The following is a 12,776-nucleotide window of genomic DNA, read 5'->3' as shown; positions in this document are numbered from 1 at the left end:
AGGATAATTTTGAACCCTATTGTTGACATGGTTTTTGATGTAACGCAAAAGTGATGCAGGCAGTAAGCGCTGAAATACAGCTTGTGCTGCCTTACTTGAGAAATCTTCAGGAAAATAACAGATGAATGTTTACCCGCTAATCAAGCCGCTGCTGTTTCAACTGGACGCAGAGCAGGCACATGACCTCACCTTGCAATCGCTCAAGCGCGCTGAAAAACTGGGGCTGCTGGCATTGGCTGCTGGCCGGTTGCCAGAACAGCCTACGCAGGTGATGGGGCTGACTTTTCCTAACCCGGTAGGCCTGGCCGCAGGCCTGGATAAAAATGCTGCCGTGATTGACGGCATGGCTGCGCTGGGGTTCGGCTTTATTGAAGTCGGCACCGTTACACCACGCGCGCAACCGGGCAACCCCAAGCCACGCCTGTTCCGTTTGCCAGAAGCACAAGCCATTATTAACCGCTTCGGCTTTAACAACCTGGGCGTGGATCAGTTGATCCAGAATGTGAAGGCCAGCAAGTTCAAGGGCATTCTGGGCATCAATATAGGCAAAAATTTTGATACGCCTAACGACAGGGCAGCAGAAGATTACCTGACCTGCATGCGTAAAGTGTATAGCCATGCCAGCTATATCACCGTGAATATCTCTTCGCCCAACACCAAGAACCTGCGTGCACTGCAAGAAAAAGACGCGCTGGGGCAATTGCTGGCCACACTTAAGTCTGAGCAAAAAATCCTGTCACAGGTCCATGGTAAATATGTGCCCGTGGTGCTTAAAATTGCACCGGACCTCACGACTGAGCAAGTGCAGGAAATTGCTGAACTGCTAATGCAGCACCGCATGGATGGCGTCATCGCGACCAATACCACGCTGGCGCGTGATGCTGTGGCCGGTCTGCCGAATGCGGAAGAAGCTGGAGGCCTGTCAGGCGCACCTGTGAAGGCAGGGTCTACACGTGTGATCCAAACCCTTGCGGCTACATTGCAAGGCAGTTTGCCGATTATTGGCGTAGGTGGCATTTTGAATGGGGACGATGCCAAAGAAAAAATGGCTGCGGGCGCCAGTCTGGTGCAGTTGTATAGCGGGTTAATCTATAAAGGCCCGCAGCTGATTAAGGATTGCCGTAAAGCGCTGCTGTAATGGCATTGCCTATCCTTTACTCCTATCGGCGTTGCCCGTACGCCATGCGCGCCCGCATGGCATTGTGGGCGGCTGATATCCAGCTTGAGGTACGTGAAATTTCATTGCGAGAAAAGCCTGCGCATTTGTTGCAGATTTCTCCCAAGGGCACCGTACCTGTATTGCAACTGACAGAGGGAACAGTGTTGGAGCAAAGCCTGGATATTATGCTGTGGGCGTTGGCACAGCGTGATCCGCAAGGTTGGCTCAACACAGACCGCGACACGATAGTGCGCCTGATCGCGATCAATGATGGTGACTTTAAAAAAGCCCTGGACCGCTACAAATATCCCGAACGTTATCCCGAGCAACCGCAAGTGTTTTATCGGCAACAGGGGGAGCAGTTTTTGCAGCTGCTGGAGGCCGCCTTGCAGCAACATCGCTTTGTATTGGGTGATTCTGCCAGTATGGCAGATGTGGCGATTTTTCCGTTTATCCGCCAGTTTGCGGCTGTGGATGCTGGGTGGTTCGCTGGTAGTGCTTATCCGCAATTGCGGGCTTGGTTAAACGGTTGGCTGGAAAGTGCGTTGTTTGCGCAGATTATGCAGAAGTTTCCAACATATATTGAGTCGACATAGCCAATATTGCTAAGGCTGATATTCCTTAGATAATGTCAAAGAAAGTCATTCTTCTGATTTTTTGTTTTGTGGGCTTGGGTGACATCGTTTTTCGCCTGTAGGCGAGTTACTTTTCTTTGCTTGCCCAAAGCGAAGACTATTCTATGATCGATCTATTTCGTCTCTCGACGAACATTCTTTCTTATGCTTGTCCATAAGAAAGAAGGCAAAGAACAAGACACCCCAACTTCCGCTTGTATCCTGTGCTACTCGGCTTGTCGGGCGGCAATCAAAAACTCGCTCCTTTGGAGCTCAAACAGTTGCTTGCCGACTACTCCCGCCAATCCTGCGTTGCTCGGCGCGGCAGATGGGGACCCCGAAAACCTACGAGCGCCGTCGTTTGGCCGATTTAACAAAAGAATCCGGTTTTTGAATCGTCCGAACTAAACCAATGCAAGTTAGATGAGACAAATCCCATCCCATCACGCTGAGTAGCGGAGACAAAATAAGGAGAAAGGGAGCGACTGTTTGAGCACCGCGGCAGCTTGCGTAGTGTGCAAGCTGCTAGGGCGAGTTTCGTGACCGCTTATTTTGTTGAGCAACGCAAGGAAGCCGCAGGCCGTGATGGCTGGGTGCCCTCCTCTTTGGTTACTTTCTGAGGGGCAAGCATCAGAAAGTGACTCGCCGAGAGGCGAAACAATTTGATGCTTAAATGCACAACACTTAAATATCAGAAGTGCTTAGTCGCTTTTCTGTGCACTCTGCTCAAACTTCTCATACGCATTAATAATCTTCTGTACCAACGGGTGCCTTACCACATCCTGCGACATAAACTGCGTAAAGGCGATGCCTTTGACATCTTTGAGGATTTTTTGCGCTTCTACCAAGCCACTTTTCTGGTGACGTTGCAAGTCAATCTGTGTGACGTCCCCCGTAATCACGGCTTTGGTACCAAAGCCAATGCGGGTTAAAAACATCTTCATCTGCTCCGGCGTGGTGTTCTGCGCTTCATCCAGAATAATAAAGCTCTGGTTGAGCGTACGGCCACGCATATAGGCGAGCGGGGCGACTTCAATGGCGCCACGTTCGAACATTTTATTCACGGTGTCATAACCCGCCAGGTCATACAGCGCGTCATACAACGGGCGCAGGTAAGGGTCAACTTTCTGGTTTAAGTCGCCGGGTAAAAAGCCCAAGCGCTCACCGGCTTCCACGGCCGGGCGCACTAATACAATCCGTTTTACGCGGTCGCGCGTCATGGCATCCACCGCGCTGGCGACGGCGAGGTAGGTTTTACCTGTACCTGCGGGGCCGATGCCAAAGGTGATGTCGTGGTCCTGGATTTGCTGCAAATAACTGACCTGGCGTGGCGTACGGCCATGCAGGTCGCCACGGCGTGTCATCAGTACCGGCATCGCGCTGCTGGCGACTTCTTCTGGTTTGAGTTTGTCGATTTCGACCAGGCCTAATTGAATATCTTCCAACTCAATTGGTTTTTTGGATCGCGCATAAAAGTTTTCCAGCATTTGCGCGCCCAGCCGCATATTGGTTTGCGTGCCGCTCAAATAGAAGGTGCTGCCACGGCGGTTGATTTCAATATCAAGACCATTGGCGAGTTGGCGGATGTTTTCATCCAGCGGGCCGCACAGGTTGGCCAGCATCAGGTTGTCTTCGGGGCTTAAGGTAATTTCCATGCTTAATTCACAATTTCGCCAACCAGGCGATGGGGGTTGTAGACGTTGGTAATTTTGACTTGAACCATTTGATGGATAAAACGGGCATCGGCGGCGATATCCACGACGCGGCCGTTGTCGGTTTTGCCAGCCAGCAAGCCAGGGTCTTTCCAGGAGGGGCCGTCAATCAGTACGCGTTGTACGGTGCCTAGCATGGCACGGCTGATGGCATCACCGTTGGTTTCGTTTTCGGTTTGCAGTTGCTTCAGCCATGCGGCTTTATCCGCTTGCGGGGTTTCGTCAGGCAGGTAACTGGCTGGCGTGCCCGGACGCGGGCTGTACAAAAAGCTGAAGCTGTAATCAAAACCGACATCGCGCATCAGTTTGAGCGTGGCCTGGAAGTCTTTTTCTGTTTCGCCAGGGAAGCCAACAATAATATCGCTGGTAATGGTTAGTGCTGGATTGGCTGCTTTCAGTTTGCGGATCAGGCCTTTGTATTGCAACGCGGTGTAGTTGCGTTTCATCGCCATGAGGATGCGGTCACTGCCAGCTTGTACCGGCAGGTGTAATTGATTGGCCAGTTTTGGCACATTGGCATGGCAGGCAATCAGGCGCTCGTTCATCTCGTTCGGGTGACTGGTGGTGTAGCGGATGCGCTCGATTTGCGGGATCTCGGCCACGGTTTCAATCAGCATCGCCAGATCAGCTTCAATCCCTGCATATTGCACACGGTAGGCATTCACGTTTTGGCCTAGCAGGGTAATTTCTTTCACGCCTTGTTCGGCCAGTTGGATCGCCTCGGTCAGGATGTCTTCAAACGGACGTGAAAATTCTTCACCGCGCGTGTAAGGTACGACGCAAAAACTGCAGTATTTGCTGCAGCCTTCCATAATGCTTAAGAAAGCCGTTGCCCCTTCGATACGTGGTGGTGGCAAGTGGTCAAACTTTTCAATTTCGGGAAAGGTAATATCCACCTGCGGTTTGTTTTCGGTCTGCTTGGCTTTGATCAGCTCTGGCAGGCGGTGCAGGGTTTGTGGTCCGAACACGACGTCGACATAAGGGGCACGCTTGATAATCGCGTCGCCTTCCTGGCTGGCGACACAGCCGCCGACGCCAATGACCAGGTTGGGGTTTTTCTCTTTGAGCGGGATCATGCGGCCCAAATGGCTGAATACTTTTTCTTCAGCTTTTTCGCGCACCGAGCAAGTGTTGAGCAGAATCACGTCGGCTTCTTCCATATTATCGGTCTGGGTCATGCCGTCGTGTTCGCGCATGAGGTCAACCATGCGCGAAGCATCGTATTCATTCATCTGGCAACCAAACGATTTAATGAATATCTTTTTTCCGCTTTCCTGCTTCATTGAACGCTAAATTTCTCACAAAAACAGTATTTTAGCGTATTTACAGGTGAAACCCTAGGCAACAATCAATCCCCGGAGAACTGGTCACTGCGGTAAAATATACTTCTTTTATTCAAACACTGTCTGCATGCAAGCCTTACCGATTTTTTTCAATATTGCACAACGCCTGTGTGTCGTCATTGGTGGCGGCGATGTCGCCACGCGCAAGGTGCTGATGCTGCGCAAGGCGCAAGGCCAGGTCATGGTGATCTCGCCTGAATTGTGCGATGAGTTGCGCGTGTTGTTCGAGCAGGGTGAGATTCAATACGTGCAGGATCAATTTCAGCCTGGGCAACTGACGAGCGCTTGCCTGGTGATTGCAGCCACAGATGATGAGGCTGTCAATGAAGCGGTTTCGGTTGCGGCTAAACGCCTGAATATCCCGGTGAATGTGGTGGATGCTCCAGCTTTATGCACGTTCACCATGGGCTCCATTATAGATCGCAGCCCGGTGGTAATCGCGGTTTCCAGCGAAGGTAATGCGCCGGTATTGGCGCGACATATCCGCAGTAAAATCGAAACCATGCTGCCTGCGGCATATGGCCGTATCGCGACCATCGCCGGCGAGTTTCGCGAGCAGGTGAAGGCCAAGTTTACCAATATGCCTGCGCGCCGCCGATTTTGGGAGGGTGTGTTGAATGGGCCGTTGGTCGAGCGCGTATTGTCCGGCCAGGAACAGGCTGCGCGTGACTTGCTGGGTGAGTTGCTCAGTCAGAGTGAAGATGCGCCCACGCGAGGTGAAGTGTATCTGGTGGGCGGCGGCCCGGGGGATCCTGACTTGTTGACCTTCAGGGCGTTGCGCCTGATGCAGCAGTGTGACGTGTGTGTCTATGACAAGCTGGTTAGTAAAGAGGTGATGGAGTTGGTGCGACGCGATGCCGAGTTGATTTACGTCGGTAAATCACGCGACCAGCATACTTTGCCACAAGAGGAAATTAACCAGTTGCTAGCCAGGCTGGCATTGGAAGGCAAGCGCGTGTTGCGCCTCAAAGGCGGCGACCCGTTTATTTTTGGCCGCGGGGGAGAAGAAATTGAAACCCTGATGCAACATGGCGTGCCATTTCAGGTGGTGCCTGGTATCACGGCGGCGAATGGTGTTTCCAGTTATGCCGGTATCCCATTGACGCACAGGGATTATGCGCAAGCCTGCTTGTTTATCACTGGCCACCTGAAAGATGGCACGATTGATTTGGACTGGCAGGCCATGGCACGGCCCAAGCAAACGGTGGTAATTTATATGGGCTTGGTGGGGCTGGAGCAAATTTGCGCTAAGCTAATTGCACAAGGGGTTTCGCCAGATATGCCCGCCGCCGTGATTCAGCAGGGCACGACACAAAAGCAACGTGTGGTGGAGTCTACCCTGAAAAACTTGGCCGCAGATGTCGCTGCTGCTGGGTTGAAGCCGCCCAGCCTGACTATTATTGGTGAAGTGGTGAAATTGCGCGCACGCTTGAACTGGTTTACACCGACCGACGAGTAAAGCCGGGTCGTATCAATCAGGTATTCGGCAGGATGGGTAAAGAAAGCCTGGCTTCCAGCCCACCTTCAGTGCGGTTGAGCAGTGCCAGCTGGCCGCCATGCAAGGTGGCGATACGGTTGCAAATCGCCAAGCCCAGGCCGCTGCCGCCTTCGTATTTATTACGCGCGCTGTCCATACGCTCAAACGGGCGTAGCAAGCGCTCTGCATGTTCAGGCGGAATACCGGGGCCGTTGTCGAGCACACTGATCACGATCTTGTCGGCCATGACCTGGCTGCGTACCTCCACTTTACCCTTGCCGTAGTTGTAGGCGTTGCCGACCAGGTTATCGAGTAAGCGCTGCATGGCAAGCGGCCGGATAGGGATAAAATATTTAGGCCCCAGTGACACTTTTAACTCACGGCCTGCGCGGCGCTGACGTTCAGCCAGCGCATGCAGCAGGTCGTTGATATCCATCATGCGCGTGGGTTCGCCTTCCACGCCGCGTACAAAATCCAGGAACTGATGGATAATATTGTCCATGTCGGAAATATCTTCAATCATGCCATGCTTCATATAGTCAGCTTCCGCTGGCAGCATTTCTACCGCCAGGCGCAGGCGTGCCAGCGGGGTGCGGATATCGTGTGATACGCCTGCCAGCAATAATGTGCGTTCGGCATCCAGGCGTGCCAGCGATTCGGCCATTTCATTAAAGGTATGCGTCACTTCGCGCAACTCCTCCACACTATCCTCTGGCAGTTTTGGCGCTGGTTCGCCATTGCGCAGACGTTCGGCTGCATGTACCAGCATGGTCAGTGGCCGGTTGATTCTGGCAGTCAGCAAATAGCCGCCAATCAATGACAGCAAGCCTACTACGGCGGCCCATCCAAGCCAGTGCCAGGGGAAAGGGCGGTCGACCTGGATTTTTGGAATGACCACCCAAAAATCATCTTGCCCCACATTAAAGCTGATCCAGAGGCCGGGAATGTCGTAATGGTTGACCGTGATAATGGTTTCTTCGCCCATACGCTCGCGGATTTTTTGTGCCACCAGGTTAATAAACGGGTCTACGGGCAGCGGCTCAATGTCTTCCAGAAAGTCTGCAGCATAGACGCGCACACCTTCGCGGCCGGACAGTTCTGACAACAAGGCCAGGCGGCGATTTTCATGCGAGGCAATCAGTGAGGCGCGGGTGTAATTAACGATGGTGACTGCCTGTAAGGCAGCCGCGGTTGCGCGTGGTTCGCGGTCAAAATAATCAAAAATTTTGAGTGAGGCATAGATGCTGACGGCCAATAGAATGGCAATCAGTAACATGATGCGGGACAGCAGTCTGCGAGGCAGTAGGCGCACGTGAGTTAGAGCAATGCAGGCAATTTATTGCGGCGCTTCGCCATCTGGAATAAACACATAGCCAAAGCCCCACATGGTTTGCAGGTAGCGTGGATGCGCTGGATCCGGTTCGATAATGCGGCGCAGGCGTGACACTTGCACATCTATGCTGCGGTCAAACACATCCAGCTCGCGGCCACGGGCCAGTTGCATCAGGCGGTCACGTGACAATGGCTGGCGCGGATGTTCGGTAAACACCTTTAACAAGGTGAACTCGCCACTGGTAATAGTAATCGGCACGCCATTTTTGGTCAGGCTGCGTGTGTTGGTGTCAAAGACAAACTCACCAAACTGAAACGCGGCACTTTTTTCTTCAACCGCTTGTTTGGGTGTGATTTCGTGACGACGCAACACGGCGTTGATCCTGGCCAGCAACTCACGTGGATTAAACGGTTTCGGCAGGTAGTCATCAGCGCCCATTTCCAGGCCAACAATGCGGTCGACTTCGTCACCGCGTGCAGTCAGCATGATAATCGGTGTCATGTGGTTGGCACCACGCAGTCGGCGGCAGATGGCCAGGCCATCTTCACCTGGCAACATCAGGTCGAGAATCAGCAGGTCAAAGCTCTCGGCAGACATGGCTTTGTCCAGCTCTTTGCCATCGGAAACGGATTTGATATTGAATCCTTGTTCAGTGAGGTAGCGCTGTAAAAGTTCGCGCATACGCAAATCATCATCAACCATCAATATTTTTTTTAACTGTTCTGCCATACGTACCTTTTTACACAGAAGCGTGCGTTTTGTTAACGCGCCGGGCCGCCATCGGGATGACCTCACACAAGAGGCCAAAATGGCTGAGCCATAAAACTTATCTTTATCATTATACTCCAAGCCGTATCCGGCATGAAGTGGGGTGGTTACAACTTGGTTACAAATAGCGCAGGGGATGAAATATTGCATTTACAATCCTGATGCAAGATGACTGCCTGAAATTGACAGGCATGGCGATGAAAGAATCGCTATTTTTTGTTAAATCAGTTGATGCCGCGACCAGAGTTGCGTTATGTTAGGCAGCCTGATTTTAAAGTCAGGCAATATCTGTCATGTTAATCGTGCTTGGTTCTACTTTAAAAAGATTGTTTTTCAAAAAGCTTTGAGTGAAACAAGAATTTAGTGAAACAAGAATTAAGGTATTACGTTTGGATGTGGATGTGTAAAGCGAACAAACATTTGAAAGAGGTTTTTTTGCTAACAACGACCATGTTGCTGGCATCGCCTGTGTCTGCCGATCTGAAGCTACCTATTCGGCTGACGGATAATCGTATCGTCGATAATGACGATGTGGGCCTCTCCAAGACGCTTGAACATAACTTCAGTCCTGAAGACCGTGCGCGTTTACGCAAGGCCTTGTCTGATTATGCACGTAATACCGACCCTGATCACCAGCTCATGCTACAAAAGCGCAAGGTGATGCACGACAGCATTTCCCAGCGTTTTAATGAATGCAACCGCGACAATGATGACTCGCTGGATCGCGAAGAAGCCACCCTCTGTTTGCCGCAGGTAGCGCGTCATTTTTCATATGTTGACCTTGATGGTAACGGTGTTATTACCCTGGATGAATTGGAAAATGCGTATGCGCAAATGGTCGAGCGGCAACGTGAAGCTGAAGCCAAAAGCCAGTCACAGCAAGCGATTGTGTCAGATTCAGACACAGATAAATCCAAAAATAAATCCAAACCGGCTTCCGCAGTCATTCCCGCCAATAGTACGGTGAATTCCACTGGCAAAGATGCTTCTGTCATCCGTAAACGCCCTAGTTAAAAACATCCTGGTTAAGTCACAGTTCTTGCCTCCCTGCATGCCAACTTCAGCCTCGGCGTGTTCACTTTCTCATTTGTGTGTGATCACGGCTTAATCCCGTATGGATATCAGTCAATTATCGTTTGTCTGGTATCGTGGTTTGCAGGACATTTCAGCGACGGCCTGGCAGGCATTAGCCGGCTCTCATCCTATGCTGGATTACCGGTTTTTGCGGGCGTTCGAATTGTCGGCAGCGGTGGATCAGGAAACCGGCTGGATTCCGTATCATTTAGCCGTTTTTAATGGTGAGCAACTGCTTGCTGCGGCACCTTGTTATATTAAAACCCATTCGTATGGCGAGTATGTCTTTGACTGGTCGTGGGCGGATGCTTACGAACAGGCGGGTGGCCAATACTATCCCAAACTGATTTCAGCCATTCCGTTTTCGCCCGTTACCGGGCCGCGCATCCTGATCCACCCTGATTATCCAGACTCCATTGCCTTGGTTAAAGCCATGTTGTCGCAGATGCGTGAACTGTGCCAGGCGCATGCTTTATCCGGGCTGCATGTGTTATTTCCTGATGAGCCGTCGGCAGCAGCCTGTGCCGAGGCTGGTGGCTTACGCCGCCATGGTGTGCAGTTTCGCTGGGAAAATCCAGGCTACGCTGATTGGGAGGCCTTTCTTGCTGCACTTAGTCGCGACAAGCGTAAAAAAATACGCCAGGAACGCAATAAAGTGACTCAGCAAGGCGTGCATTGCCGTGTACTCAACGGGCATGAGGTCAGTCCGGCGGAACTCGCCTTGTTTTATCAATGCTACTGCAATACTTATCACCGGCACGGCAGTAGTCCTTATTTATCCTTGGCTTTTTTTGAGCACATCAGTCGTGACCTGCCTGAACAGTTCAGGCTGTTTATCGCCAGCCAGGATGGCGAAGACGTGGCCGCCAGTTTATGTGTGCTGGGGGATGACACATTGTACGGTCGCTATTGGGGCAGCTTGCGCGATATTTCGTGCCTGCACTTCGAGTTGTGTTACTACCAGCCGCAACAATTCTGTATCAGCCACAACGTACGCTATTTTGAAGGTGGCGCCCAAGGCGTACACAAACTGGCGCGCGGTTTTACCCCTTATACTACTTGCTCCTATCACTGGTTAAGCCATGCTGATTTCCACCAGAGCGTTGCGCGCTTTTTGGCCCGCGAAGCCAGCACCATGCAGGACTATGTCGATGAACTAGAAGAGCGTAGTCCTTATAAGGGCTAATTTACTGCCGATAAGCTAAGTATTCAAGATACTACTTAAGCGCTCTAACGGTGCCACCTGCTTCGGGCCTCATCTGCCGCGCCGAGTAGCGCAAGGAAGAAGCGGAAGCTGGGGTGTATTTCTTTTGGTGACTTATTCTTTGTGCAAGCAAAGAAAAGTCACTCGCCTAGAGGCGAAAGGCAATGCTGCGCGTTGCTACTCACCGCCAATCACCAAGGAATCCCTTTCCCATCATAAGCAATAAACTCTCCCGATTGCGCGCTGGTTAATCCCTCAATCACCTGGCGTAATCCACGCACGCTGGTTTCGGTATCAATCAAGCCATTCGGCCCGCCCATATCGGTACGCACCCAGCCCGGATGCAAGGCTGCAACTTTGATATTAAATTCCCGCAAATCAATAGACAGGCTTTTAACCACCATATTCAATGCGGTTTTGCTACTGCGGTAAATATATTCGCCACCACTGCCGTTGTCTTCCATACTGCCCATTTTGCTGGTCATGGCGATGAGTTTCGCCTGGTTGGCGCGGCGCAGTTGCGGTAAAAAGGCTTCGGCGAGGTAGTAAGTGGTCAGCGTATTGACCTGGAATGCGTGTAGCCAGGCTTGTGGATCGGTCTTGCCGAATGCGCTGTCAGGATAAGTGCCGGCGTTGCTGATTAGAATATCGATAGTGAGTGCGGACAATTGGCCAGCCAGCGCGCGAATGGCACTCACATCGCCCACATCCAGCGCCAATACCTGGATGTTGGTGTGCTTGGCAGCTAGTTGTTGTAGTGCTGTCGCTTTGGACGGGTCGCGTACAGTGGCGTAAACCTGCTGGCCGCTTTCGGCATATTGCTTGACATACTCCAGCCCAATACCACGGTTGGCTCCTGTGATCAGAATTGTTTGTGTCGTCATTATTTGCCTCGTTTTCTTCAATCAATTAAATCTGGGATATGATTGAATTTTACGCTGGTTTGTTTGCCAGAGTGGCTATCTTTGCAATTGCAATGGAGTATTGAGTTGATGGGTGTGGGTTATCGTTTGGGACAGGTGAGTGCCTGGATGGCACTGTGTTTTGTGTTGTTGGTGACAAAAGCCATGGCGGGCGGGGTGGATGTGAGTAAAAGAATCCCGCTAAGGCCTTCTTTGTTAAAGCCCGAAGATGTGGCGGTGATTTATAACGTCAATGATGCGCAGAGCGAAGAAATCGCCCGTTATTACTTGCAGGCAAGGCAAGTGCCCGCAGAAAACCTGATTGGTGTCGAGTTACCCAGGCATGCTAAAGATGCACTAACCGTGCCGGAGTTTGAGTCTTTAAAGGCGCAACTGGATGCCAAACTGACCAATCAGCAGGTATTGCTCCTGGTGTGGCGCACACCCTTTGCCGTGCAGTGTAACAGCCTGACCAGTGCACTGACCCTGGGGCTGGACTTGAACCAGTGCCGTAAAACCTGTGACCCGGGGCGTGATAGTCCTTATTTTAATAGCTCGTCATTGCGGCCTTGGGCAGATCACCATATCCGCTTGTCCATGCTGCTGCCGATCAGCAATGTAGAGTCAGCCAAAGCCTTAATCGATCGTGGTGTGTTGAGTGAGTTCAGCTTAAATGATGCCGATGGCTACTTTCTCAAAACGCGCGATGTTGCGCGCTCCAAGCCGCGGGAGGCATTCTTTCCGCTGGATGGCATGACCGTTAAATCCAAGAAACTCACCATGCATACCTTGAGCCAGGAGTCGATTGAAAAGCAGGGCGCGGTCATGTTTTATTTCACCGGGCAAAAGCAGGTAGATTTCATGTTGACGAATACTTACTTGCCCGGCGCGATTGCCGATCATTTGACCTCCTCAGGGGGCGTACTGGCCAGCTACAATGACCAGATGCCAGCGTCGCGCTGGCTGGATGCAGGGGTGACGGGCAGTTATGGTACGGTTTCCGAGCCCTGTAACTACTGGCAGAAGTTTCCCAATCCGCAAATTGTGATGGCGCATTACCTGTCAGGCGAGACCTTGATTGAGGCCTACTGGAAAAGCGTGAAGTGGCCAATGCAAGGCGTGTTTGTGGGCGAGCCGCTGGCCAAACCCTACGCAAGAAGCGCCCCGGTCATGGCTGAGTAAGCGGTCTA

The 12,776-nt window shown here is 51.8% G+C and carries 11 protein-coding genes; 6 read left to right on the top strand and 5 right to left on the bottom strand.

The annotated features are described in order from the left end of the window. Nucleotides 1-121: 121 nt before the first annotated feature. Nucleotides 122-1,138: a quinone-dependent dihydroorotate dehydrogenase gene (locus tag MET42_RS0111530; protein ID WP_019883168.1), complete on the top strand. Its 1,017-nt coding sequence runs from the start codon at nucleotides 122-124 to the stop codon at nucleotides 1,136-1,138. Further along, nucleotides 1,138-1,755, top strand: a complete 618-nt coding sequence (locus tag MET42_RS0111525; RefSeq protein ID WP_029512417.1) for a glutathione S-transferase — start codon at nucleotides 1,138-1,140, stop codon at nucleotides 1,753-1,755. The genes MET42_RS0111530 and MET42_RS0111525 overlap by 1 nt, the downstream gene beginning before the upstream one ends. Before the next feature lie 719 nt (nucleotides 1,756-2,474). Here the strand turns inward: MET42_RS0111525 and MET42_RS0111520 are convergent. Both MET42_RS0111520 and miaB read right to left on the bottom strand, forming a co-directional pair. Beyond that, entirely contained in the window at nucleotides 2,475-3,428 is a 954-nt protein-coding gene (locus tag MET42_RS0111520; protein ID WP_019883166.1) for a PhoH family protein, read from the bottom strand. Nucleotides 3,429-3,430: 2 nt separating this feature from the next. Further along, a complete protein-coding gene (gene miaB / locus MET42_RS0111515; RefSeq protein WP_033425682.1) occupies nucleotides 3,431-4,768 on the bottom strand; it encodes a tRNA (N6-isopentenyl adenosine(37)-C2)-methylthiotransferase MiaB in 1,338 nt (445 codons plus the stop codon). A 127-nt stretch (nucleotides 4,769-4,895) separates the two neighbouring features. Between miaB and cysG the strand changes: the two genes are divergently transcribed. Then, a complete protein-coding gene (gene cysG, locus MET42_RS0111510; protein WP_019883162.1) occupies nucleotides 4,896-6,287 on the top strand; it encodes a siroheme synthase CysG in 1,392 nt (463 codons plus the stop codon). Nucleotides 6,288-6,303: 16 nt separating this feature from the next. Here the strand turns inward: cysG and MET42_RS0111505 are convergent, their stop codons facing one another. Together MET42_RS0111505 and ompR are read right to left on the bottom strand one after the other, a co-directional pair. Then, nucleotides 6,304-7,581, bottom strand: coding sequence for a sensor histidine kinase (locus MET42_RS0111505; protein WP_019883161.1), 1,278 nt, complete (start codon nucleotides 7,579-7,581; stop codon nucleotides 6,304-6,306). Nucleotides 7,582-7,641: 60 nt separating this feature from the next. Continuing rightward, complete coding sequence (gene ompR, locus MET42_RS0111500; RefSeq protein WP_019883160.1) at nucleotides 7,642-8,367, bottom strand: two-component system response regulator OmpR; 726 nt, start codon at nucleotides 8,365-8,367, stop codon at nucleotides 7,642-7,644. A gap of 474 nt (nucleotides 8,368-8,841) precedes the next feature. Between ompR and MET42_RS0111495 the strand changes: the two genes are divergently transcribed. Then, nucleotides 8,842-9,420 carry an EF-hand domain-containing protein gene (locus MET42_RS0111495; RefSeq protein ID WP_232411533.1) on the top strand — a complete coding sequence of 193 codons (579 nt, stop codon included), beginning with the start codon at nucleotides 8,842-8,844 and terminating at the stop codon, nucleotides 9,418-9,420. Between the two features lie 100 nt (nucleotides 9,421-9,520). Then, entirely contained in the window at nucleotides 9,521-10,666 is a 1,146-nt protein-coding gene (locus tag MET42_RS0111490) for a GNAT family N-acetyltransferase (protein ID WP_019883156.1), read from the top strand. Nucleotides 10,667-10,875: 209 nt separating this feature from the next. Here the strand turns inward: MET42_RS0111490 and MET42_RS0111485 are convergent, their stop codons facing one another. Beyond that, complete coding sequence (locus MET42_RS0111485) at nucleotides 10,876-11,568, bottom strand: SDR family oxidoreductase (RefSeq protein WP_019883155.1); 693 nt, start codon at nucleotides 11,566-11,568, stop codon at nucleotides 10,876-10,878. Between the two features lie 81 nt (nucleotides 11,569-11,649). Between MET42_RS0111485 and MET42_RS0111480 the strand changes: the two genes are divergently transcribed. Then, complete coding sequence (locus MET42_RS0111480; RefSeq protein WP_232411531.1) at nucleotides 11,650-12,768, top strand: TIGR03790 family protein; 1,119 nt, start codon at nucleotides 11,650-11,652, stop codon at nucleotides 12,766-12,768. Nucleotides 12,769-12,776: the final 8 nt, after the last annotated feature.

Source organism: Methylophilus sp. 42 (genome assembly GCF_000384155.1).
Taxonomy (GTDB): Bacteria; Pseudomonadota; Gammaproteobacteria; order Burkholderiales; family Methylophilaceae; genus Methylophilus.
Note: the sequence above shows the minus strand (reverse complement) of the source record. Positions and strands in the feature narration are given on the sequence as shown.

Excerpts from the sequence above, each read along its gene's own strand:
- MET42_RS0111530 (WP_019883168.1), top strand. The coding sequence starts at position 122 with ATGAATGTTTACCCGCTAATCAAGCCGCTGCTGTTTCAACTGGACGCA.
- MET42_RS0111525 (WP_029512417.1), top strand. The coding sequence starts at position 1,138 with ATGGCATTGCCTATCCTTTACTCCTATCGGCGTTGCCCGTACGCCATG.
- MET42_RS0111520 (WP_019883166.1), bottom strand. The coding sequence starts at position 3,428 with ATGGAAATTACCTTAAGCCCCGAAGACAACCTGATGCTGGCCAACCTG.
- miaB (WP_033425682.1), bottom strand. The coding sequence starts at position 4,768 with ATGAAGCAGGAAAGCGGAAAAAAGATATTCATTAAATCGTTTGGTTGC.
- cysG (WP_019883162.1), top strand. The coding sequence starts at position 4,896 with ATGCAAGCCTTACCGATTTTTTTCAATATTGCACAACGCCTGTGTGTC.
- MET42_RS0111505 (WP_019883161.1), bottom strand. The coding sequence starts at position 7,581 with ATGTTACTGATTGCCATTCTATTGGCCGTCAGCATCTATGCCTCACTC.
- ompR (WP_019883160.1), bottom strand. The coding sequence starts at position 8,367 with ATGGCAGAACAGTTAAAAAAAATATTGATGGTTGATGATGATTTGCGT.
- MET42_RS0111490 (WP_019883156.1), top strand. The coding sequence starts at position 9,521 with ATGGATATCAGTCAATTATCGTTTGTCTGGTATCGTGGTTTGCAGGAC.
- MET42_RS0111485 (WP_019883155.1), bottom strand. The coding sequence starts at position 11,568 with ATGACGACACAAACAATTCTGATCACAGGAGCCAACCGTGGTATTGGG.